Source organism: Carnobacterium pleistocenium FTR1, assembly GCF_000744285.1.
In the GTDB taxonomy this organism is placed as follows: domain Bacteria; phylum Bacillota; class Bacilli; order Lactobacillales; family Carnobacteriaceae; genus Carnobacterium_B; species Carnobacterium_B pleistocenium.
The window spans coordinates 829747-853444 of the sequence record NZ_JQLQ01000002.1; the positions used below are offsets into that span (position 1 = coordinate 829747).

Sequence of the window (23698 nt, forward strand, 5' to 3'; positions counted from 1 at the left end):
CTCCTGATTCCTTTAGAAATTGAATTAATTTATCAACACTAAAAATTATAGACCTGAAAATATTAAGTTTAGTTAAATGTCTAAATTCTGCATTTGAGATTGAAACGAATTATGCTATAATTGTACATTAGATGGCCGCTTTAGTTAAAAGAGAGCAGTCAATGTTAAATGAACAAGAGCTTGAGAGGAGAAACAAGTAATGGCTAGAGATATAGGGATAGATTTAGGTACTGCCAATGTATTGATTCACGTAAAAGGAAAAGGCATCGTTTTAAATGAGCCATCAGTCGTTGCAATCGATACAACAACAAAACGTGTTTTAGCAGTTGGAGAAGAAGCATACTTAATGGTTGGACGTACACCCGGAAACATCCGTGCAATTCGTCCATTACAAGGAGGAGTTATTGCTGATTTTGATATAACAGAAGCAATGCTGACTCACTTCATCAATAAATTAAATGTAAAAGGCTTCCTTTCAAAACCAAATATTTTGATTTGCTGTCCTACAAATATAACAACAATTGAACAAAAAGCGATTATTGAAGCTGCTGAAAAAAGTGGTGGTAAAAATATCTATCTTGAAGAAGAACCTAAAGTAGCTGCAATTGGTGCGGGAATGGATATCTTCCAACCAAGTGGAAATATGGTCATCGATATTGGTGGCGGTACTAGTGACATTGCTGTTCTTTCAATGGGAGGAATCGTAACAAGCCGTTCATTAAAAGTTGCTGGAGACCAATTAGATAACGAAATTACACAGTATGTGAAAAAAACGCACAAACTGTTAATTGGTGAACGTACAGCTGAAACAATTAAAAAAGAAGTAGGAACTGTTTTTCCAGGCAGACGAGATGATTCAATGGAAGTAAGAGGACGTGATATGATTACGGGTTTACCAAGAACAATCACGATTACTTCTGATGAAGTTCAAAAAGCTACAGCTGAATCAATGATGATGATCGTTCAACAAGCTAAAGATGTTTTAGAACAAACGCCTCCTGAATTGTCTGCAGATATTATTGATCGTGGAATCATTCTAACAGGTGGTGGTGCATTATTAGACGGTATTGACCAACTATTTTCTGAACAATTGAAGGTACCTGTATTTGCTGCTGAACAACCATTAGATTCTGTTGCTCTAGGAACAGGGATCTTATTAGAAAATATGACTAAGAAAAAGCGTAAATTTTAAAAATCGATTAATCAAAGTGAGGTGGGCCCATGGCTAAGGAAAAAACAGGACTTCAAATTGTTACATTCATATTAAAAATTATACTTGTGATCGTCTTAATTGTTCTGGCTTTTATTGTTGGAGCGATGATTGGTTATGGAGTGTTGGGTGATGGTGACCCATTTGCTGTTTTTGAAAAAGACACATGGGTCCACATTTTCAGTTACTTTACAAAACCAACTATAGTCAACTGATTTAAATTTATACAGCCTATAAAATAAAAAGCTAAAGAATCAAAACAAAGATCTTTGTTTTGGTTATTTGGCTTTTTTTGTATTTGCCTTCTAGCATGCTTAGAGTCGACAGATCTATTTAAATGATTCCCCAACTATCGATGGAAAATAATATTAGTCAAGATGTCTTTTGTATAAAGTCTATATCTGCCGCTACAGGAACGATAAAATAGATGTTAGTGTAATTGATAGCACGTCCCAAAATAGTCCCTAGGCGGTCTCACGATTCGTTATAGGCATACACCTTAATTTAAAGAGAGATTTAGTTTACTGCGCTGATTCTATGTAACAACAAACCGTATTTGTTATAACAGAAAAAACAAAAAGCATTGAAATTGCGGATAGTCAATAAGAGTCAAATAAAAGGAGGAATAAAAATGAATCAAATTGGATTAGTTGGACGTTTGGTCAGAGAAATAGAATTAAAAGAGATTGGAGAAGACAAGGTTGTAATAAATAATACTTTAGCAGTGACAAAACGAATTAAAAAAGAAAATGGGCCACAAGCCGACTTTATCCCAATCGTTGCATGGGGCCAAGTGGCTAAGTTGATGCACCTTTATTGTGAAAAAGGACATATGGTTGGTCTTACAGGAAGAATTCAATCAAGATCGTATATCAATAAAGAAGAAGAAACTGTTTTTATTGTTGAAATGGTTGTAGAAGAAGTTCATTTTTTACAAAATAAAAAGATAGAAGCAGCAGCAGCAGGATAAAAACGACAAAAATGTTACGAGTTTGTAACAAACCTCAATTTAAAGATAAATAAAAACAAAAAGCTGATAAAATAGCTCATTGAATAATTTTTTTTGTAATACTAGCTTAACAAAAAAAAGATAATTAAAATTAAATAACAAGTAAAATGAATTTGAGATTAGAAAAAATAAAAGAATGAAAGCTTCAGTTTTAAGTATTTAAGTTAAAATAATTACAGATTATGAGAAAAAAATTCCAAAAATTAAAAAGTTGAATATTCAGAATCATTACAATCGTTTCAATGGAAACGGTGATAAAAAAAGTTGTGTTACACATGCGTAATTTCCAAGTAACCAAAGCCTATATCGTGCATGATATGATATTCCTCGTACTGAATAGGAGGATAAAATTTAATGAACAAAATAGGTATGCCCATCATGGCTTTATTAATTTTAGCATTGGGGACATTAGGAATCAAAAATAGTTTAGCTACTCAAAATGTTAAAATTGGAGATACATCAGAGAATATAAAAAGCAGCAAATCAGAAGAACTCCTTGCACAAAGCAGTTTAGATCCTCTAATAGAAAATAGGAGATTAGCTGTACAAGCGGTAATGACCAATCTCTCATTTGAGGAGAACCGGTTAGAATCAGTCAGTTTTAAAGATCAAGCTCAGGAAGATGTAGATGAAGTAACGAACACCGCTAAGTATATAGTAGAATCTGGCGATACACTTGTAAATATTGCAACAGCCTTTGAGGTTGAAGCAAGCGAATTAGCGGAGTGGAATGAATCGGTAACACTGAATTCTCAGTTACAAATAAATGAAGCTATTGAAATAGAAACAGCGTTAGATCCTGAAACTATTCAGCCTGAAAAGCTGACATGGGAAAAGAAAGAAAAGGTAGAAAATGAAGTTGATCTTTCAAACTCTATAATGGAAACAAACGATACTGTATCTGACGATGCAGCAGAAACGTTAACGGTTGTTGCCACTGCTTATAGTCGCAATCAACCAGCATTAACCAATATCACTGCAATGGGAATAGACCTAAGAGATAATCCTCAAGTTATTGCTGTTGATCCTGATTTTATTCCTTTAGGGACTAGAGTATTCGTGGAAGGATATGGCGAAGCTATTGCAGGTGATACCGGGAGCGCAATCAATGGAAACCGTGTGGATCTGCATATGGAAAGTATGGATGAATCATTTACTTGGGGTATCCAAGAAGTTGAATTAACATTATTAGATTAATAGAGAGAAGTCGATGGAGGTAATTAACTCCATCGACTTCTTTTTGACTAAATAAAGAAGTTTATAAGATGATTTTGGAAGATGCTTTAGTTGCAAGTTTAAAAAGAGTATAATAAACTAGAGAAATTTTTTTAAAGAAAGAGGTCATTCCATGAATATATTAATGATTGAAGATAATCAATCCGTGTGTGAAATGATGGAAATGTTTTTCATGAAAGAGGAATGGAAAGCAACTTTTATCCAAGATGGCAAATTAGGATTAGATACTTTTTTAAATGATTCCGAAAAATGGGATTTAGTTACGTTGGATTTAAATTTACCAAGTATGGATGGTATGCAAATTTGTCGTGAGATACGTAAAGTTTCAAAAACAATTCCTATTATTATGCTGACAGCCAAAGACTCTGAAAGTGATCAGGTTATTGGATTGGAAATAGGGGCTGATGATTATGTCACAAAACCGTTTAGTCCACTAACGTTGATTGCGCGTATAAAAGCATTATACCGACGTGTAGATTTAATTAATGATGAAGCCGATAAATTAGAAGGTAAAGCTTATGAAGTCGAAACAAAACACCTTAAAATGGATAAAAGAACGCGTGAGGCAATCCTGTATGAGAAACCAATTGAAAGTTTAACGCCTAAAGAATTTGAATTGCTCTACACATTAGCTAAAAGCCCAAGACAGGTTTTTTCTAGAGAACAACTTTTAACGATTATTTGGGACTATGAATATTTTGGAGACGAACGGACAGTTGATGCACATATCAAGAAATTGCGTCAAAAGATAGATAAAACAGGTCCACAAGTGATTCAAACGGTTTGGGGAGTGGGCTATAAATACGATGATTCCGGAGTTACTTCATGAGAATAAATTACTTTTACCAACAAATGTTGGCCTTTTTTGCGGTAGTGATGACAGTCTTAGTTATTCTAGGATTTTCTTTTTTACAATTTGCACGAAACACAGCTTATCAAAGTACGGAAGCGCAATTATTTGGCTACGCTGAAGCATTAATAGATGAAAATCTGCAGACCGATAAGATAGAAAGTGGGCAAATTATTTTAAAGAATCAAGGTGTATCGATTTTTGTGTTTGATGATACAGATAGTATGACCTATCCTATTACAACAGATGATTATGTAAGTGGCATTTCAGACAGTGATTTAGCTAAGTTGAAGAACGGAAAACCCTTAACATTAACGCAAAGAAATACGGATTTTTTTGGTAACGAAGTGAATACTGCTATTGTTTATCAGCCTTTTTTCACTCAGAGTACGGGTGATTTCTATGGTTTTATCGCCGTTAGTGCACCTGTAAGTATGATTGAATCTAGTTTGAAGGATATAAGAAATAATTTATTTAGTGCTTTTATCTTTTCTCTTATTGGAGCTACAGTGGCTAGTTATCTTTTTGCTAAGTTTCAAGTGAAACGGATCAACCGTATTAGGAGCGCAACGCATAAAGTCGCTAAAGGCGATTTCACCATCCAATTAGAAAATAAAGAAATGGATGAGTTTGATGATTTAGCAGCTGATTTTAACAGTATGGTTGATTCTTTAAAATATTCTCAAGAAGAAATCGAACGGCAAGAAAATCGAAGAAGACAATTTATGGCAGATGCTGCTCATGAAATGCGTACGCCTTTAACAACGATTAATGGCTTGTTAGAAGGCATTGAACATGACATGATTCCGGAGAACCAGAAACAGCGAAGCATTCAATTGATGCAAAATGAAACACGTCGGTTGATTCGCTTAGTAAATGAAAATTTAGATTATGAAAAAATTCGTTCTAATCAAATCATGTTACAAAAGCAACGGTTCAATGCGTATGAAGCACTAGAAATGATTGTAGAACAGTTAAAAGGAAAAGCGAATGATTCGGGTAATGAATTGGTACTAGATTGTCCAACAGAGCTAATCTTATTTGCCGATTATGATCGCTTTTCTCAAATCATCGTAAATATTATTCAAAATGCGATCCAGTTTACAGATAATGGTAAAATTAATATCATAGGTTATGCTAATGAAAATGAAACCATCATTAAAATCAAAGATTCTGGAATCGGTATGTCCGCTGAAGAAGTTGAAAGTATATGGGAACGTTACTATAAAGCCGATATTTCAAGAAAAAATACCAAATATGGCGAATCAGGGCTAGGGTTAGCAATCGTCCAACAGTTGGTAAATCTTCACAATGCAAAAGTTACAGTAGAAAGCTCACCAGATGAAGGAACAACCTTTACCTTATCTTTTCCAATTGAATGAAATAAAAAAAGCTAGAAGCTGCGGCTCCTAGCTTTTTTAACTGATTTTTTTTGAGAGGTAAGAGGTCGAAGTCATCTTAAGTTGATTTTTAATAGGTAAGAGCTGTTCATTAGGAGTGAAAAGAATAAACGAGCAGCCTGTTTTTCTTGTAAATTCACGAAACAAAAGTAGCCAGTCTTGTTTAGCGGTAGGAGACTCATAGCTAAGCCAATCATCTACTAAAATGATTTTTTTATTGCATAAAGCAGTTAACCGCAATTGCAGTCTAAGAGAAAGATTTACCGGCAAGACATCAAAATGTTGGTCAGCTAAAGAATCGGGTATCTGTAATTCCTCTAAAACTTCATCTACTATCAGATCAAGGTCCCTTTTAGAGTTATTAGGTGCTAAAGATAGAGCAACGAGTAGGTTTTCTCTAATCGTCAGATAGTCAATAAAAGTCGTATCTTTAGTAATCAAACCTGGAAAGGAACCAGATTGCCTGTTTAATTGTTTCATTAAGGAAGATAGGTCCATTTGCATAGATAGAAAAGTATAAATTGTTTTAGGCTCTACCAAAAATAGGTTATGATCGATGTTTTTTTTATAAATGTGGTTAAACATCATGTAGCCTCCCAAATAGTGAAAGATTGGTCAAAAAAGTTTGTTTCTTCTTAGAGATAGAATAATAGCGTTTGGCATTCCAATAACAACGCTGCTATATAAGTTTATAGCAACGATGATAAAAAAAATTTGTAAGGTATTATTTTGAGAAAATCGGTTGTTAACAAAATCACCTTTTAAAAATGGATCAATAGTGAAGCGTGTGAAATTCCTCTTTTCTAGGTCCGATGAAGAAATAGTTGTTTGAGAATCGTTCAAAGATAGATCAACATCTAATTTTGATTGTAAAGAAGCAGCTTCTACTTGAGAAACCTGATTCATTATGGGAGTCGTAAAAATACTGAAAGAGGTAAAAATAAGCAAAAGGACACAATTTATTAGAAGCAATTGTTCAATGATTAGTTGGGCTGTCAATTTATGAACGCGTTCTCCCAACAAAAGGTAGGTCTGATATTCGTGTTTTCTAACTTGGCTTAACCATAGCTGAATCATCAATAAACTAAGCGTACCTACAATACCTATTATTAAAAGGGTATAATTGTATTCCGAAACATATTTTGACGTAATTGTTTCTAAAATTTTAAAGGATTGACTATTAGATGAGATTTGTTGAGAGTCTAAAGAGTCAATGATGCTGTTTAACTGGACAGAAGAATCAGAAAATTGCTTTGCTAATAAAACAAATAAAAACGTAATAGCAAAATATACTAGATAAAAGCTAAACATAAAAAACAAGAAATAAGGATGATTCTGTAAATGACGATAAGCACGTTTAACAATTGACAAAAATAACTCTCCTTTCAATGCAAGGATTGATTATCTTTCTATTGTAATAAAGAAATATGAAAAAACTGTGAAGCAAATAATAAGAGCGTATGTTAGTTTGAAAATATTCAAACTAAGTTTAGATATAACTAGCTGACGATAAGAAAAAGGTTGTAGTTATTAAGAAACTAATGAATAAAATGATTTTTATTAAATTAGTTATTGTATTTAATTAACTATAGTATAATTAGTTTATACATATAGTTTAATTTGCAGAAAATAAAAAATGGAAGGAAGATAATCAGTATGTTGTCATTTTATGATGGATTTTTTCTAAATTTATGTGTGTTGATTACAGCACTATTTGTGTATAAAGAACTCGTAAAAAAAAGTAATTTCGAAATACAAACTGTAAGTACAGCTATTTTAAATGGCTTATTAGGTGGCCTTTTAGCTGCTGTTTTAATGTACTTTAGTATTGAAACCGGCACGAATTCTATGATTGATCTTCGAATTATCCCATTCATGTTAGTCATTCTGTATGGAAATTGGTTAGCAACTTCTATAACGGCTACTTTAATTATTTTTATTAGATTTATGATAGGTGTAAACATTTATTCATTTTACAATATTATTTTTATCCTTGCATCATGGATGGTCTTTCGTTATTTTTTCAAAAAAATTAAAAATCGGTGGGTTTCCATTATAGTTATGCTCACTTTGAGTAATATTGTTTATACAGTATTGATCATTATTATTTCAGCAGGTGAAGGTCTTAATCTACTTTTAATATCAACATACTGGATCATTTGTATTTTAGGGGGGCTCGTCTCTGTTTATATAATGGATTACTTGAATGAAACTGAGATGATCTTTAAAAGAAACAGTAAATATGCTTTTAAAGATCCTTTGACAGGTCTAAACAATGTTCGTAGTTTTGACTTGGCTTTTAATGAAGCAAAAAGGAGACATGAAAAATCGAATGAGAATATTTCTATTATGATCTTAGATGTTGATTATTTTAAACAAATAAATGATACATATGGTCATCTAGAAGGCGATTTAGTATTGGGAAAATTAGCGACAATCTTAGAAATGAGTCAAAATCCTAACGATACTATTTCTAGAAATGGTGGAGAAGAATTTTCGGTGTTACTCAATGACTGTAACCATAAAGAAGCATATGAGAAAGCAGATGCATTAAGAAAAATAGTAGAAAATTCTTTTTTTGCTGTAAATAACGGAACTATAATTATTCATGTTACAATTTCTGTAGGTATTACAACCTATAATGATACGACAATCGTATTTGACAAACTTTATGACCATGCTGATCAAGCACTCTATGCAGCTAAAAGAAGCGGTAGAAATAAAGTTTGCTCTTATTCGCAAGTTACTGATCCGATCTCTAATTAAAAGAATCTGGGAAAAGCTTAGCTAAAAAGCATGGATCTGCAATGTTTATGTTGATAGATTTATTCCACTTACTCATCTGGAAATTCTGGAAGAATAGGATTTGCTTGCAGCCGTGCGTTGGATCCAATGCGACTATCAGAGTGTTAACGCTCCGTTGAGGCTTGAAAACCTTAAGGACTATGTTTTTCAAGCTTCAGATGGTTTCAATGGCTTCACAAGCAAACCCGTTTATTCCGCAAGAAATTTTTTTGAAGTATAAACATTATTTGTTCAATAACCAAAAAAACGTTAATTGCAAAATGCAATTAACGTTTTTTTGGTTATTGGGAAGCGTCAGTCTAACACTTTTGGTGTTAGAACTATTTTTATTCTGTAATCTTGATATCTGGATTCTCTGTCTCAACAACTGTTTGTGTTTCTTCAGGAGTATCTAATAGCTCTGGGGCATTAGTTTTGTACAAATCAACCGTAGATTGATTGGCGTTTTGACTATAGATACTTGTAGCGCTTGTACCTAGGCCCTCATTTAGAGCTTTCATACGGTCCAATTGGTTACGGTAATCGTAATCAGCTGCATCAGTAGAAACAAGTCCTTCAGGAGTATAGAAGCGCAATAAATCACTTGTTAGAATACTGTCAGACAAACTTAGTTGTGTGCTAACGTCTTCTCTTAGTTGTTCAACTTCCGCAAGAACTTCTTCAGAAGGGTCTACAAGTAATTCACCAGTTTCTGTATCGTAAATACTTGAACCGCTAACGGTGTATTTAGGACTCACAAAATTTCCATCACGGAAAGCAACAGTTTCATCATGATCTTCAGAGAATAAATCTGTTCCAAGTAAAATGTTACCTTTTGTTTCAATACCTAGTAAATGGAGAAGAGTGGGAAGGCTGTCTACTTGTGCTCCATACTGCGTGTTGATTTTCCCATTACCAGATCCAGGAATGTGAACCATATAAGGAACTTTTTGTAACATAGCATTATCATAACTTGACCAAGTTTCAGGATCTTTGCCTAGTAAAGGCGCCAACGATTCATTTCTTGAATTGGAAATACCATAGTGATCGCCGTAAAGAACGATAACCGAATTATCATATAAACCGGAATCTTTTAGATAATTAAAGAATTCTTCAATAGCTTGATCTAAATAATGAGCTGTCACAAAATAATTGTTGACTGTATCGTCGTTAGTTGTAGCAGCTGGAAAGTCCGCATTCGCTTCATCCAATGGATAAGGGAAGTGATTAGATACAGTAATAAATTTAGAATAAAACGGTTGTGGCAGTTGTTCTAAATATTGAATTGATTCTTTGAAGAATATTTTATCCTTCATTCCGTACTCTAACATATTTTCTTCGGTGAAAGAATAAGATTCATCATCAAAGAAGTAATCAATTCCCATCGATTTGTACGTGTTATCTCTGTTCCAGAAAGAGCCAACGTTACCATGGAACATGGCACTCGTATAATCTTTTTCTGAACTTAAGATTTGTGAAGCAGATTGGAAAGTATTGCTTTCTCCAACTTGTGTAAAGGCACCACCTTGAGGCAAGCCAAATAGTGAATTTTCAAGCAACATTTCAGAATCAGCTGTTTTTCCTTGACCAGTTTGGTGGAAGAAATTGCTGAAACTTTGTGTATCCTCATCATGGTAGATACTGTTGATAAATGGCGCAACTTCAAGAGATTCACCAGTTTCAGTTTCTAACTCATAGTCAATCAGAAATTGTTGGAAACTTTCTAAATGTAAAAAGATAACATTACGATCTTCAGCAATACCATACATTTCAGCATCAGCTTCAGCAAAGTGTTCATCAACGTAGGTTAAGACACCTTCAATGTCTGACTCATCAGCACTAGCTTTAACTTGATTTGCTTGAGCAGTTTGATAACCATCGTAAACGGTGAAGAAGTTTATACCAAGATACTTAACAATGTAATTACGGTCAAATGTACGAGCTAGCAATTGTGGACGATCACTTTCGGCTAATGCTAAGTTGCCTGCAAAAAGTGTGAACCCAACAATTGTGGCTGCCAAAGCATAACGCTTTTTGAACGGACGTGGATCCATTGTTACTTTCTTAAAGGCTAATAAAGCGATTAAGAAAACAATATCAATAAAGTAGAGGAAGTCAGTTGCATTCAATAAAGCAAACGTACTTGCTCCTAAGCCACCTGCAACATTTCCAACGCCCAAAATCGTACTGACCGATAGGAAATCTGAAAACTCTCTGTAATAGAGAATATTTGAAAAAAATAAAACTGACATGACAACATAAACAGCTAGTAAAGCAATATATGCTTTTTTAGAATTCTTAAAGTAAAGCGCAATCGAAAATAAAATAATCGTTGCGGCAATTGGATTGATCAATAAAATAAATTGCTGCATGATTCCCTCAACACCAAGAGAAAAATCTGCTCGATACCCTATATATGTTTTGATCCAAAATAGAATCACGGCAAGGGAAAAAAATCCCAGCCTGGTTTGTAGCAATCTTTTTATATTGTTCACAGTTAAATCCTCCTTAAATAATAATCGCAGTTTGTATAGTTTAATTAAAAAATTTCAAGTTAAATGAAAGTTCACCTTAATTCTACATCGCTACCCATTTTACAATTAATTTACATTATAGTCAATTTTACTCACTTAAAACCGTTGCTATCTTTAATCCGAAAAGCTGTTATGTTGGGGTTGAATTATAAAAAGTAAAGTTTAGGTAAAATTTAGCGACTTCGAACAAACTATTTATTAAGAATAAGGTATAATAAATTGCAAGGATAAATGAGGAGGATTAATTAATGATATTTATGCAACCCTTCTTTGAATGGATTGAATCAAGGTTTGGGGAATCAATCAATCACTTTCCGCTAGTAGAATTAGTTATTTACAGTATTGATCATGCTCTTTTTTACTTTATGTTTTGGATTATTGGACGTGGCAGTATTCTTGCTATTAAAATGAAAAATAAAAAACCAATAAAATGGCGAAGAGAACTAATTTTAAGTGCATTCATTTTTTATATTCTACTCTTAATTCATTTAACGGTCTTTCGCGGGGAAAACTCCATTAATAATGTGACAATTATTTTGCGTCCTTTAAGTGAAATCAATTGGGTTCCTTTTGTAGAGACGGCTAAATTAACTGAGGGAACATCCTTGTTTGATTACTACTATAATTTATACGGGAATATTCTTTGGTTTATTCCAATGGGATTCGGCGCAGCTTATTTAATGAAGAAAAGGTATTATTTCCTTCGTTCACTATTAATTGGAATAGCAATTTCATTTTTAATTGAAACGATGCAATTTCTTTTCTATACAGGTGTCTCGGATATTGATGACTTGATCTTTAATACAATTGGAACAATAATTGGTATTGGCTTATTTGAAATTAGTCAATGGCTGTACAAAAAAGGGCAAAAGAAAAAAAACACTTGATTTTATGATGTTTTAAGTAGTTTTCTTAGTAGCCTCACAGCTTAATTAGGCTGTATTTATGGTATACTGTATAAGATAAAGATGAAAAAAGGGGTTTATAAACTAGTGGAAAAATACAAATTAAAAAGACGAGCAACGCAAATGGTTAGAGATGGTTACCCAGTATTGTTAAAAGAAGATTTTGTAAAAGAACCTATCGAATCTGAAGGAACGATTGTTGAACTTTTGGATGACAACAAAAAGTTTGTTGCACGCGGTTATCTGGCTAAGCAAAATAAAGGTGATGGTTGGATTTTAACGTTAAATGAAAATGAAAAAATTGATCAATCTTTTTTTGAACATGTATTTAGTCAAGCATTAGCTGAACGCGCTGAACTTAAATCTAATGAGCAAACGAATGCTTACCGTTTCTTTAACGGTGAAGGAGACGGACTTGGAGGATTGACGATCGATGTTTACGCTGATTACTATGTTTTCTCATGGTACAGTGCAGGAATCTATAAACACCAAGAAATGATTCTGAAAGCTTTTCTTTCAACTGTTCCAGACGTTAAAGGTGTTTATGAAAAAATGAGATACCAAACAAAAACGAAACCAGAAACGGATCATGTTTTTGGTGAAGAAGCACCGGAACCTTTGTTGATCAAAGAAAATGGGATAACTTATGCCACTTATCTAAACGATGGATTAATGACTGGGATATTCTTGGATCAACGCAATGTTCGCAATAGTATTCTTGAAAATTATTCAATGGATAAAACCGTATTAAATACTTTTAGCTATACTGGAGCGTTCTCAGTGGCTGCAGCAAAAGGTGGAGCTAGTCATACAACAAGTGTAGATTTAGCAAACCGTAGTCTAGAAAAAACAAAAGAACAATTTGCAGTAAACGGATTAGATCCAGAATTGCAAACGATTCGAGTAATGGATGTATTTGATTACTTCAGATATGCTATCCGGAAACAATTAAAATTTGATACGGTAATTGTTGATCCGCCAAGTTTTGCTCGTTCGAAAAAAAGAACGTTCAGCGTTGCTAAAGATTATACAGCACTACTAGAAGATATTATCGACATTACGAATGAAGATGGCGTGATTATTGCTTCGACCAATGCTGCAAATATCTCAACTGAAAGATTTGAGCAATTCATTGAAACGGCGTTTGATCACAAAGGACTATCTTATCAAATTTTAGAAAAATTTACTCTTCCTGAAGATTTCAAGAACAATCCTCACTATCCACAAAGCGATTATTTGAAAGTATATGTGATTCGCAAAGAGAACTGATCTGAAATATACTACTTTGGAAAGAAAGTAGGTATAAATGAAAAAGAACAAAATACAAAAGACAAATGCTATTAGACAATTAGAAAGCAATACTATTTCATATCAAACGTATGAATTTCCGTGGAGTGATGACCACTTAGGCGCTGAAGCAGTCTTTGAACAACTAAAGGTACCTAAAGAACGGATATACAAAACCTTGGTGATTATTGGTGATAAATCAGGTGTGATAGTAGCTTGTATACCAGGTACTAGCGAACTAGATTTAAAAGCTTTGGCTAAAGTCAGTGGCAATAAAAAGGTTGAATTGTTGCCTTTAACAGATTTAGAAAAAACAACTGGGTACATCCGTGGAGGTTGTTCACCTATTGGAATGAAAAAGAAATTTCCAACTTTTATTTCTGACCGAGCTGAATCAATGGAGAAAGTCATTGTCTCAGCAGGAAAAAGAGGAATGCAAATTGAAATGAATCCAATAGAATTGAAAAATTTGATTAAAGCTGAATTTGTGTCCATTGAAGCAGAATAAAAGTAGACTAGTCAAAAAGAACGCTAGATCAAGATGAGAATCTTGGTTTAGCGTTCTTTTGTTTTTGGAGGAATAGGTTTGCTTGTAGCTATGCATAGGATTCAATGAGAATTATAAATCGTTAGCGCTTAATAACCTTAATCGTTACTCTTTGATCGATAAGAAATAGTCGCGGATTTCTTTCCAGTTATTCGCACGAATGTAGCGATCTTCGGTTTCATTCAATGAATTCACAAAAAGAATACCGGTCCCAGAAAAGCGTTCTAATTGACGAATAGAATCATCAATCAGATAGTCCGTATGAATAATACTTTTATCCCCGCAAAAAATATAATGCTGAGAATCAATGAAATCAAAATGCTCTTGCAGCCATTCATATTTTGCCGTAAATGTTTTAGGCACATCCATAGCTGCAGTTGCAATGTACAAATCATAGTCTTCTGCTAATTCACGCAAGACAGTCTGGCTATCTTTCATCACCGGGATGTTCCTGAAAAAGGCATGAGTGTTGATCAAAGGATAAAGTTCCTTAATAGTCGATACCAGATCAAAATTCGGATTTTCTTTTAGATAGTCTTCAATACTATCAAAAGAGATGTTGTACTCTTTTTTGAATAATTCGATAAAACTAATTTCCATATCTGCAATAACTTGATCCATATCGATTGCAATTTTCTTTTTCACAAAAACACCCTTTCGTTTTTCAAGATAGTCCGTTGCTTAGAGCCAGAGCCGCCTCAGCAGCGTGCATACCTGCAATACGGCCAGTAATAAAGGCGCCCGTAATATTGTATCCGCCTGTGTAGCCATTGTAATCTAAAATTTCACCAGTAAAGAAGAGACCACTAGTGAATTTACTTTCCATCGTTTTTGGATTCACTTCTTTTGTATTGATTCCGCCACCAGTAACAAAGGCTTTTTCAATCGGTAAAGTACCATTGGCTGTAAAACGAAAGTCCTTGATGAATTCAATCAATTGCGTTACTTTTTCTGGCGTAGCTTGTTTTAAAGGAGTATTTTCATCCAAATCAGCTTTTTCCAATGCAAATAGTAAATAGCGTTCAGGAACAAGGCCCTTCAATGCGTTTTTTGTGCTTTTATCGCCATCATTTTTTATCAATTGTTGCAGCTGTTGAGTCAATTCGCCTTTAGAAATATCAGGAAGAGCATCTAAACTCATCACAACTTCTTGCGTTTTATCGCGTTTCATCGTTTGATGAACAAACATAGAGCAACGCAAGACGGCTGGTCCAGAAATACCAAAGTGAGTAAAGATCATATCCATTTGGTGAGTGATGACTTTTTTACTTTTTTTATTCAACACACTTAAAGCAATGTCCCTTAAAGAAAGTCCTTGTAACGTTTTTTCTTGGATAAAAGATTCATCGGAAGTAACAGGAGCTTCTGTAGGGTAAAGGGGTTCAATCGTGTGGCCCGCTTTCTTTGCCCATTTGTACCCATCACCAGTTGACCCGGTTCTAGGCATAGCTCTTCCGCCAGTTGAAACGATCACACAACTTGCGTGTATACTGCGACCATCTTCTAACAGTACTCCAATTGCTTTACCCTCATCAAATAATAACGTCTCAACTGGAGCTTCTGCATAAATAGCAATTTCTAAACGATCCATGATCCCAATCAAGGCTTCTAAAATTGTTCGCGATTTATCGGTTATAGGGAACATTCTGCCATGATCTTCTTCTTTTAGTACCACACCATTTGATTTGAAAAATTCCATGATGTCGTAGTTATCATATTGATAAAATGCGCTGTATAAAAAGCGACCATTTCCAGGAATATGTGAAATAATCTCTTCTTTATCACGATTATTGGTAACATTACATCTACCGCCACCAGTTACGAGTAATTTACGTCCAAGTGTTTTATTTTTTTCAACGACGGCTACTTTTGCGCCATGTTCTGCTGCTGAAATAGCAGCCATCATACCGCTGGTTCCTCCGCCAACTACTAATACATCATACTTTGTCATTTCTTTTATTGACCTCATTTCTACTGATCACGTGCGTCCAATTTTTCTTCTCTTACTTTATCATATTTTAACAGTTTGTACCATTAACCTGTAGACTAGATTTATGGTACACTAATTTTTATTGTTAAGAATGTGTTTGAACTGTTATGATGTACAAGGTAATAAAATAAACCGAAAAGGAAGATGAACTTCATGGAACTTTTGATTGCACTTATACCGGCCTTGGCTTGGGGCAGTATTGGCTTAGTAAGTAATAAACTAGGAGGGAACTCTTACCAACAAACAGTAGGGATGGCAGCTGGAGCAGCTTTTTTTGCAATCGGCGTTTATTTTGTCTATCAACCAACCATCGATCTAAAAATTATTTTAGTTGGATTATTGTCTGGAACGTTTTGGTCATTAGGCCAAATGCAACAGTTCCAAAGTATGAGATTCATCGGCGTATCGAATACATTGCCGATTTCAACAGGCTTACAATTGATTGTCAACACGCTTGCAGGAGTTCTTCTATTTAGAGAATGGACAAGTTCTAGAGATATTATTTTAGGAGTTATTGCTATTATCATTTTAATTTTTGGAGTGACATTTACAACAGTAACAGATACGAAAGAAAAAACGGATAGTTCTAAAGAGCAAAATAAAGCTGGAGCAAAAGCTTTGCTTTATTCTACAATAGGGTACGGTTTGTATACGATCACGATAAATGCATCTGGAGTAGATGCGTTGGCCGTTATTTTACCACAATCTGTAGGAATGTTGATTGGTTCACTACTCTTTTCAGCTAAGCAAGAAATCAAGAGCAAATACACACTGCGTAACTTGGTGACTGGTTTATTATGGGCTACAGGGAATATCTTTATGCTGATTTCAATGGCAAAAATTGGATTAGCAATTAGTTTTTCACTATCACAAACTGGGATCATCATTTCAACATTGGGTAGTATTTGGTTCTTAGGCGAAACAAAAACCAAACGAGAATTTCGTTATATCTTGATGGGGTGTATTTTAGTTATTGTCGGCGGTGTTTTATTAGGGTATATTAAAGCGTAGTTAAATTATTGAATGGATGGGGTTAGCAAGAAATGAGTTATTTTAGAAAGAAACCATTAGAAGCAGTTGAAAGGCCATCTAATTTAAAAAGAGATTTAAAAACGATGGATCTGATTCTACTAGGTTTAGGTGCAATCGTTGGAACAGGTATTTTTGTGATCACAGGAACAGCTGCTGCATTAACAGCTGGACCAGCATTGATCGTTTCATTTATTATAGCGGCTTTTTCATGCGTTTTGTCGGCCCTTTGTTATGCAGAATTTGCTTCCCGGATTCCCGTGGCAGGTGGAGCTTATTCATATGGCTACGCTGTTTTTGGAGAATTGATTGGCTGGTTAGTCGGTTGGTTGATGATTTGTGAGTATTTACTGGCAAATGCTTCAGTAGCCTCAGGTTGGTCAGGTTATATGAATGGATTTCTAGATGGGATTGGTCTTGGATTGCCTATTGCGTTACGTTCTTCTTATGATATGGATGCTGGATCTTATGTGGATGTAATTGCGGTATTGATTACCTTCTTAGTAACTTATGTCGTGATCCAAGGTGCTAAAAAAGCCTTACGTTTAAACAATATCATGGTGTTTATAAAATTTGGTTTGATTGCATTATTTATTGTTGTCGGCGTATTCTATGTAAAACCAGAAAATTGGACACCTTTTGCTCCTTTTGGCTTTGAAGGAATAGCATCAGGAGCAGCAATCGTTTTCTTTGCTTTCTTAGGATTTGATGCTGTTAGTACTGCTGCAGAAGAAACGAAGAATCCACGCAGAGATATTCCAAGAGGAATCATTGGTTCGCTTGGTATTGCAACGATTTTATATATCGTAGTGACTTTGGTGCTGACAGGGATCGTTCCTTACGCACAGCTAGATATTAAAGATCCAGTTGCCTTTGCCATCCGCTTTATTGGACAAGATTTCATTGCCGGCGTTATTTCTGTCGGAGCTATATTGACCCTTTTGACAGTACTGATTTCAATGACCTATGGATTGGGCCGTTTGATTTATGCTATTGGAAGAGATGGGTTGCTTCCAAAGAAACTCAGCGAAGTGGATGTAAAAACGAGAAGTCCAAAATACGCAACACAATTGGCTGGTTCAGTTTCAGCTATACTTGCGGGTATCGTGCCTCTAGGTAAGTTAGCAGAACTAACGAATATCGTAACATTAATGATATTTGTAATTCTTGCGATAGGAATTATTAAATTGCGCAAAGATCACGGCGAACCAAACGAAGGAGAATTTAAAGTACCTTTTGTACCAGTTTTCCCAATCGTTTCAATTGTTGTGTGTATTTACCTTATGATCCAACTGTCTTTATCGGTTTGGATCGCATTCGTTATTTGGCTGGTCTTAGGCGTGATTTTCTATCTCGCTTATGGATATAAACACAGTGAACTAAATGGTAAGTAACAAGTCTTGATTCTAATTGAAAAAAATCCTTTTAGTTTTGACGATCTTCTAAATACTAAATGGCATTAAACTTAAAAAAGAAACATTTCATTCGTGAAATGTTTCTTTTTTGATAGAATTCTTTAAGAAATGGTAACTGAGGTTTAGTTCGAGCAACTCAAAGCCACTTTCTGTTTTGAGTTACCGCTACTAGCCTTAATTCGAACAACTCAAAGCGACTTTCTATTTTGAGTTACCGCTACTAGCCTTAGTTCGAGCAACTCAAAGTAGTTTTCCATTTGAGTTCGTGTAATGTGCCACAGTTCGAACAACTCAAAATAATTTTTCATTTGAGAAGGAGTAACTAGCCCCTAGTTCGAGCAATTCAGCACAAATGGTTAATTGGATTAGCTGGATTCAAGCGATAAGCTGAAAATGATTCTATTAAAAAGAAAATAACGTCATCTTCAGCTTGTTCGATTCATTTAGTTGAAAACCATTATCCCAAGTAATTTAAAATCGCATCGCGCAGAAATTCAGCAGCTCCACTTCCGGCAGGCTCATCGTAGTAGTTGGTGAATCTTGGATCATCTACATACATTTGCGCCAGTTCTCGGTGAGCTTCTTTTGAATAACTTGGCCATGTATAAGCTAGCCAGTCTTTGTGAAGTTGAGCTAGCTGCAAGGCTTTCTGACTAGCAGAATCATTTGTCTGTATAGCTGTTTTTAAATCAACCAAAATTTTAGCAGCTAAGTCTTGCATTTTTTTGTAGTCATCTTGGCTTAACCTAGCAAACTTTTGATTAGCTTTTTCAATCGTCTCATTGCCATATTTCTCGCGAATCTCTGATCCATGATAGACTTCATTGTTATCCAGTAGTTCTTTTTTAAATCCTACAAATTTTTCTCTATCTGAAAATTGAATCTCTCCTTTCTTACTTGCCAATGTTTGATCAATGGTTTCTAACAGTTGATCAATTTGGGCTTTTTTAGCCAATAAGCGTTGACGGTGCTCCAACAAGGCTTTTTCACTATCGAAATCAACATCATTCAGTAGTTGCTTGATCGTGTCTAAGGGCATATCTAAATTGCGGTAAAATAAAATTAATTGCAATCGGTCTATCTCGTATTCGCCATAAATGCGGTAGCCATTAGAACTTTTCCGTTTTGGAGTCAAGAGCTCAATTTCATCATAGTACCAAAGTGTCCTTTTACTCACGCCAGCGAGGCGACTTAAAGCATCTACCGTATATTCCAACGAAATCCCTTCTTTCTTAATAGCTTTGCTCTACGTCAATTGTAAACCTTGACGCAACGTAAAGGTCAAGTCTTTTGAAAGTAAAATGAATAAAATTACTCGCTCTTTTTTATTGTTTGGTCGAACACTTTTTCTAGTAATGTCTAATCGAATGCTGTAAAATTAGTTAGGTTAAGTCTGAAATTAAAGGTTCTTCAAATTTGATTTTTGGTACAATTGTAAATAATTATTTTAGGGAAATGAAGGTGTAGAAATGTCTTTTGTAGAGATAAAAGATGAGTTTAAACGATATAAAATGGGTGATTCAATCATCGCCGCAAATGATGGGATATCATTTGAAATTGAAAAAGGTGAGTTCGCAGTGATCGTTGGGCCAAGTGGTGCTGGAAAATCAACCGTACTGAATATCTTAGGTGGAATGGATGCTGCAGATGAAGGGGAGATCCTTGTTGATGGAATAGACATCGCCAATTTTAATACTAGACGACTTACTCAATACCGTCGAAATGATGTTGGGTTTGTTTTTCAATTTTATAATTTAGTGCCTAATTTGACCGCTATTGAAAATGTGGAATTGGCATCAGAAATTTCTATCAAAGCATTGGATGCAAAAAAAGTTTTAGAAGATGTTGGACTAGGGGAACGCTTGAACAATTTTCCAGCGCAACTATCTGGTGGAGAACAGCAACGGGTGGCTATTGCTAGAGCTTTAGCTAAGCAACCAAAATTACTGTTATGTGATGAACCAACTGGAGCCTTAGACTATGAAACTGGGAAACAAGTTTTAAAACTATTGCAAGACACCTGTAAAAATACAGGAACAACCGTTATTGTTATTACACATAACAAGGCGATCGCTCCAATGGCTGATCGAGTAATTGAAATAAACAATGCAAAAGTACGTAATGTAACAATGAATGACAACCCTATGTCCGTAGACGATATCGAATGGTAGAGGGGGAGAAAAAGTGAAAAAGAAAGCACTATGGAAAGATATTTTCAAAGAGATGGGGAAATCAAAAACACGATTTCTATCTATTTTTATCATTATCACATTAGGAGTAGCTTTTTTTGCCGGCATCAAAGCGACTGGGCCAGATATGATTGATACAGCAAATCAGTATTACGAAAAGACAAACCTAATGGATACGAAAGTCGTATCTACTTACGGGCTGAATGAGGACGATAAGACAACATTAGAAAGTATTGAAGGCGCAAATGTAACGATGAGTTACAGTCAAGATGTTATCTTTGAGAATAGCAGTTTAGTTGCTAAACTAATGAGTTATTCTTTAGATGAGGAGAATCCACAAAATAAATACATTGTGGACTCCGGACGTTTGCCAGAAAAGACCGGTGAAATTGCTTTAGATAACAACAATAGTATGACCGAGGCTTACAAAATTGGAGATACTGTCACTCTTACTTCGGAAGACGATGAAACAACAGTGGAAGATTCATTTGCCACATCAACTTTTAAAGTGGTCGGTTTTGTGACCAGTCCGCAATACATTGAAAATTCTGCAAGAGGAACAAGTACGGTCGGAAAAGGAACTGTAGATGGATTTGCCGTTATTCCTGAAGAAGATTTCACCTCAGAATTTTATACAGAAGCGTACTTAACTTTTGCACAAAATGAGTCATTGGTATCTTATTCGTCAGAGTACGAGGACAATGTTGAAAAACAAATAACTGATATTGAAGAAGCAGTTGAACAAAGACCAGAAGAACGGTTAGCTGAAATTCGTTCTGAAGCTCAAATAGAAATCGACGATGGGCAAGCTGAAATTGATGATGCTAAACAACAATTAGCAGATGGTCAAGAACAGTTAGATGAGGCTAAAGCTACACTGGATCAAGGTAGAGCAGACTACAATGAAGGATTAGCGGCCTTAGAAACTCAAACAGCTAATGCTCAAGCAACTATCGATCAAAAACGTCAAGAATTAGAGGATGGGAGAGCTGAGTTAGCTGCAAATGAAGCTGATTTGCAGGCATCTCAAGCTCAACTTATTGACGCTCGTGCTAATTTTGAAGCCCAAAAAGTCACAGCAGAGCAATCGTTGGCCAATGGCGAAACATTTGTTGAAAACGCTAGAGCTATCTTAACCACGCCAATTGAGAGTGTGCCAGTTGACACGCAAACGAGCATCACTCAAACAGCTACTTCTCTTGACCCAACACTTGGCGAAGCTTTTACAGGTTATTTTGCCGGGGTTGTTCCATCTAGCACAGTATCAACGGCATTAGATGGCGTGGTTGCTAATTTAGAAGAAACACGTGCCCAAATAAATGCAACAGAAGCAGAATTGTCAGCTAATGAACAACGCGTTACTCAAGGGTTAGCTGCTATCGAAGCTGCAAAAACAACTCTTGCTGACGGTGAAGCTCAATTAGCGGATGCTCAAGCACAATTAGATCAAGAAAAAGCAAACGGTGAAGCTGAACTAGCTGCAGCCTCTGAAAAACTAGCAAATGGACAAGCAGATTATGAAGAAGCATTGGCTGAGTTTGAAGAACAGTCAGCAGATGCTGAAACAGAGATTGTAGATGGCGAGGCAGATCTTGCTGAAGCTAAAGAAGATTTAGAAGCGTTAGAAATGCCTGAATATTATGTGCTCGATCGTTCGTCGAATCCAGGATATGGTGAATTCAATGATAATGCAGATAGAATTTCGGCTATTGCGCAAGTATTTCCCGTATTCTTTTTCTTAATTGCTGCATTGGTTTGTTTAACCACTATGACCCGGATGGTAGAAGAAGAACGATTGCAAATGGGTACTTTGAAAGCATTAGGGTATTCTAATTGGGATATTTCTAAAAAATTCTTAGTATATGCTTCAGTAGCGAGTGTCTTAGGAACCGTTATCGGGCTAGCAATTGGTTACCAAGTATTCCCTAACGTTATCTTTGACGCATATGGGTCTATGTACAATTTACCACCTATTTTGATAAATTATTACATTAGTTATGGTGTTATTTCCTTTATAGTAGCTCTACTAGGTACGGTTATGGCCGCTTATCTTGCTACCCGAGTAGCATTAAAAAGTTCACCAGCTACATTGATGCGTCCTAAAGCACCTAAAATAGGGAAACGTATATTATTAGAACGTATTCCATTTATTTGGAATAAGCTTGGGTTCATCCAAAAAGTAACCGCACGAAATCTCTTCCGTTATAAACAACGCATGTTGATGACGGTTCTAGGTGTCGCAGGTTGTACCGCTTTGATTTTAACAGGATTTGGTATATCAGATTCTATTTCAGATGTGGCAGATTTACAATATGGCAAAATTATGAAATACGATGCTATTGTGGCGCTGAACACAGATGCAAGTGAAACTGAAAAAGCAGATTATGATGAAGCAGCGGAAGAACAAACGGTTATTGATGAATCTTTAAAAGTTAGCCAAGAAAGTTATACAGTAGATGTTGAAGGAGTCAATACCCAAACCGTAACCGTTTTTATTCCTGAAACAACGGAAAACTTTGACCATTATGTTCTTTTAAATGATCGTTCTTCTGGTCAAACGTATTCATTACCTGAAGAAGGTACAATCATCAGTGAAAAACTAGCGGAATTAATTGATGTGGAAAAAGGCGATACCTTGACCTTGACTGATACGGATAATAAAGAAGTAGAAGTAGTCATAAATGAAATCGTTGAAAACTATACAGGTCATTATGTGTATATGAATAAAGATTATTTTGAAACTGTATTTGAAAAAGCTCCAGAATATACAACAGAATTATTGAACTATAGTGAAGCCAACGTAGATGAAGAAGCGCTAGGTTCTACATTGTTGGAACAACCAAGTGTTTTATCAATCAACTTTGTAAGTGATGTTAGCGGAGCATTTGAAGAAACAATGGGAAGTTTAGGAATTGTTACATTAGTATTGATTATTTCGGCTGGTCTATTAGCCTTTGTGGTGTTATACAATTTAACAAATATAAATGTTTCTGAACGTGAACGCGAATTATCTACTATTAAAGTATTAGGATTTTTTGATAAAGAAGTAACGATGTATATTTATCGTGAAAATATTATCCTTACTGTAATGGGAATCGTCGTGGGTTCATTATTAGGAATCCTGCTGCACAGTTTCGTACTAGATACATCAGAGATCGATTTACTCATGTTTAGCCCAACTATCCAACCAGTGAGTTATCTTTACTCAGCAGTCATAACTCTCGTATTCTCCGGAATCGTTATGATTGCCATGCATTACAAACTCAAAAAAGTTGACATGATCGAAGCCCTAAAATCAGTAGACTAAAACAGG

At 35.1% G+C, this 23698-nt stretch carries 20 protein-coding genes; 14 read left to right on the forward strand and 6 right to left on the reverse strand.

Translation table 11 applies throughout. The features are described from left to right. Window positions 1-199 precede the first annotated feature (199 nt). The 6 genes from mreB (at window position 200) to BP17_RS04185 (ending at window position 5687) form a co-directional block, all read left to right on the forward strand. Entirely contained in the window at window positions 200-1192 is a 993-nt protein-coding gene (gene mreB, locus BP17_RS04160; protein ID WP_035051957.1) for a rod shape-determining protein MreB, read from the forward strand. A 29-nt stretch (window positions 1193-1221) separates the two neighbouring features. Beyond that, a complete protein-coding gene (locus BP17_RS04165) occupies window positions 1222-1425 on the forward strand; it encodes a DNA-directed RNA polymerase subunit beta (protein ID WP_035051958.1) in 204 nt (67 codons plus the stop codon). A gap of 416 nt (window positions 1426-1841) precedes the next feature. Continuing rightward, a complete protein-coding gene (locus BP17_RS04170; RefSeq protein WP_035051960.1) occupies window positions 1842-2180 on the forward strand; it encodes a single-stranded DNA-binding protein in 339 nt (112 codons plus the stop codon). A 393-nt stretch (window positions 2181-2573) separates the two neighbouring features. Next, window positions 2574-3416 (forward strand): 3D domain-containing protein, encoded by an 843-nt coding sequence (locus BP17_RS04175; protein ID WP_035051962.1) that lies wholly within the window; start codon window positions 2574-2576, stop codon window positions 3414-3416. 151 nt (window positions 3417-3567) lie between these two features. Then, the gene (locus BP17_RS04180) at window positions 3568-4284 is read left to right on the forward strand and encodes a response regulator transcription factor (RefSeq protein ID WP_035051964.1); all 717 of its coding nucleotides are present in this window, start codon (window positions 3568-3570) and stop codon (window positions 4282-4284) included. Further along, the gene (locus BP17_RS04185) at window positions 4281-5687 is read left to right on the forward strand and encodes a sensor histidine kinase (RefSeq protein ID WP_198022504.1); all 1407 of its coding nucleotides are present in this window, start codon (window positions 4281-4283) and stop codon (window positions 5685-5687) included. Before BP17_RS04180 ends, BP17_RS04185 begins: the two co-directional genes overlap by 4 nt. 36 nt (window positions 5688-5723) lie before the next feature. On the opposite strand, the gene BP17_RS04190 is transcribed toward BP17_RS04185, so the two are convergent. Then, entirely contained in the window at window positions 5724-6290 is a 567-nt protein-coding gene (locus BP17_RS04190; RefSeq protein WP_035051966.1) for a P-loop NTPase family protein, read from the reverse strand. A gap of 30 nt (window positions 6291-6320) precedes the next feature. After that, window positions 6321-7076 (reverse strand): hypothetical protein, encoded by a 756-nt coding sequence (locus tag BP17_RS04195; protein WP_035051968.1) that lies wholly within the window; start codon window positions 7074-7076, stop codon window positions 6321-6323. A 285-nt stretch (window positions 7077-7361) separates the two neighbouring features. Between BP17_RS04195 and BP17_RS04200 the strand changes: the two genes are divergently transcribed. Next, window positions 7362-8471, forward strand: a complete 1110-nt coding sequence (locus tag BP17_RS04200) for a GGDEF domain-containing protein (protein ID WP_035051970.1) — start codon at window positions 7362-7364, stop codon at window positions 8469-8471. A gap of 365 nt (window positions 8472-8836) precedes the next feature. Here the strand turns inward: BP17_RS04200 and BP17_RS04205 are convergent, their stop codons facing one another. After that, window positions 8837-10984: an LTA synthase family protein gene (locus tag BP17_RS04205; RefSeq protein ID WP_035051973.1), complete on the reverse strand. Its 2148-nt coding sequence runs from the start codon at window positions 10982-10984 to the stop codon at window positions 8837-8839. Between the two features lie 287 nt (window positions 10985-11271). On the opposite strand from BP17_RS04205, the gene BP17_RS04210 reads away from it, so the two are divergent. From BP17_RS04210 to ybaK, 3 genes are all read left to right on the forward strand, one after another. Next, window positions 11272-11910: a VanZ family protein gene (locus BP17_RS04210; protein ID WP_035051975.1), complete on the forward strand. Its 639-nt coding sequence runs from the start codon at window positions 11272-11274 to the stop codon at window positions 11908-11910. A gap of 105 nt (window positions 11911-12015) precedes the next feature. After that, window positions 12016-13197, forward strand: a complete 1182-nt coding sequence (locus BP17_RS04215) for a class I SAM-dependent rRNA methyltransferase (RefSeq protein WP_035051977.1) — start codon at window positions 12016-12018, stop codon at window positions 13195-13197. Window positions 13198-13234: 37 nt separating this feature from the next. Next, on the forward strand, window positions 13235-13723 hold the full coding sequence (gene ybaK / locus BP17_RS04220) for a Cys-tRNA(Pro) deacylase (protein WP_035051979.1): 489 nt from the start codon (window positions 13235-13237) through the stop codon (window positions 13721-13723). A gap of 144 nt (window positions 13724-13867) precedes the next feature. Here ybaK and BP17_RS04225 read toward each other — a convergent pair whose 3' ends face one another. Continuing rightward, window positions 13868-14407: a 5' nucleotidase, NT5C type gene (locus BP17_RS04225; RefSeq protein WP_051910444.1), complete on the reverse strand. Its 540-nt coding sequence runs from the start codon at window positions 14405-14407 to the stop codon at window positions 13868-13870. Window positions 14408-14426: 19 nt separating this feature from the next. Continuing rightward, window positions 14427-15713, reverse strand: a complete 1287-nt coding sequence (locus BP17_RS04230; RefSeq protein WP_035051981.1) for a BaiN/RdsA family NAD(P)/FAD-dependent oxidoreductase — start codon at window positions 15711-15713, stop codon at window positions 14427-14429. Window positions 15714-15905: 192 nt separating this feature from the next. Here BP17_RS04230 and BP17_RS04235 point away from each other — a divergent pair, with 192 nt between their 5' ends. Both BP17_RS04235 and BP17_RS04240 read left to right on the forward strand, forming a co-directional pair. Then, on the forward strand, window positions 15906-16763 hold the full coding sequence (locus BP17_RS04235) for a GRP family sugar transporter (RefSeq protein WP_035051983.1): 858 nt from the start codon (window positions 15906-15908) through the stop codon (window positions 16761-16763). Window positions 16764-16795: 32 nt separating this feature from the next. Next, window positions 16796-18175 carry an amino acid permease gene (locus tag BP17_RS04240; RefSeq protein WP_035051985.1) on the forward strand — a complete coding sequence of 460 codons (1380 nt, stop codon included), beginning with the start codon at window positions 16796-16798 and terminating at the stop codon, window positions 18173-18175. A 478-nt stretch (window positions 18176-18653) separates the two neighbouring features. Here BP17_RS04240 and BP17_RS04245 read toward each other — a convergent pair whose 3' ends face one another. Next, window positions 18654-19412, reverse strand: coding sequence for a MerR family transcriptional regulator (locus tag BP17_RS04245; RefSeq protein WP_035051987.1), 759 nt, complete (start codon window positions 19410-19412; stop codon window positions 18654-18656). A 253-nt stretch (window positions 19413-19665) separates the two neighbouring features. Between BP17_RS04245 and BP17_RS04250 the strand changes: the two genes are divergently transcribed. Then, a complete protein-coding gene (locus tag BP17_RS04250) occupies window positions 19666-20367 on the forward strand; it encodes an ABC transporter ATP-binding protein (protein ID WP_035051990.1) in 702 nt (233 codons plus the stop codon). A gap of 13 nt (window positions 20368-20380) precedes the next feature. Beyond that, window positions 20381-23692 (forward strand): FtsX-like permease family protein, encoded by a 3312-nt coding sequence (locus tag BP17_RS04255; protein ID WP_035051992.1) that lies wholly within the window; start codon window positions 20381-20383, stop codon window positions 23690-23692. Window positions 23693-23698: the final 6 nt, after the last annotated feature.

Coding starts and splice junctions, on each gene's coding strand:
- mreB (WP_035051957.1), top strand. CDS start 200: ATGGCTAGAGATATAGGGATAGATTTAGGTACTGCCAATGTATTGATT.
- BP17_RS04165 (WP_035051958.1), top strand. CDS start 1,222: ATGGCTAAGGAAAAAACAGGACTTCAAATTGTTACATTCATATTAAAA.
- BP17_RS04170 (WP_035051960.1), top strand. CDS start 1,842: ATGAATCAAATTGGATTAGTTGGACGTTTGGTCAGAGAAATAGAATTA.
- BP17_RS04175 (WP_035051962.1), top strand. CDS start 2,574: ATGAACAAAATAGGTATGCCCATCATGGCTTTATTAATTTTAGCATTG.
- BP17_RS04180 (WP_035051964.1), top strand. CDS start 3,568: ATGAATATATTAATGATTGAAGATAATCAATCCGTGTGTGAAATGATG.
- BP17_RS04185 (WP_198022504.1), top strand. CDS start 4,281: ATGAGAATAAATTACTTTTACCAACAAATGTTGGCCTTTTTTGCGGTA.
- BP17_RS04190 (WP_035051966.1), bottom strand. CDS start 6,290: ATGTTTAACCACATTTATAAAAAAAACATCGATCATAACCTATTTTTG.
- BP17_RS04200 (WP_035051970.1), top strand. CDS start 7,362: ATGTTGTCATTTTATGATGGATTTTTTCTAAATTTATGTGTGTTGATT.
- BP17_RS04210 (WP_035051975.1), top strand. CDS start 11,272: ATGATATTTATGCAACCCTTCTTTGAATGGATTGAATCAAGGTTTGGG.
- ybaK (WP_035051979.1), top strand. CDS start 13,235: ATGAAAAAGAACAAAATACAAAAGACAAATGCTATTAGACAATTAGAA.
- BP17_RS04230 (WP_035051981.1), bottom strand. CDS start 15,713: ATGACAAAGTATGATGTATTAGTAGTTGGCGGAGGAACCAGCGGTATG.
- BP17_RS04235 (WP_035051983.1), top strand. CDS start 15,906: ATGGAACTTTTGATTGCACTTATACCGGCCTTGGCTTGGGGCAGTATT.
- BP17_RS04240 (WP_035051985.1), top strand. CDS start 16,796: ATGAGTTATTTTAGAAAGAAACCATTAGAAGCAGTTGAAAGGCCATCT.
- BP17_RS04250 (WP_035051990.1), top strand. CDS start 19,666: ATGTCTTTTGTAGAGATAAAAGATGAGTTTAAACGATATAAAATGGGT.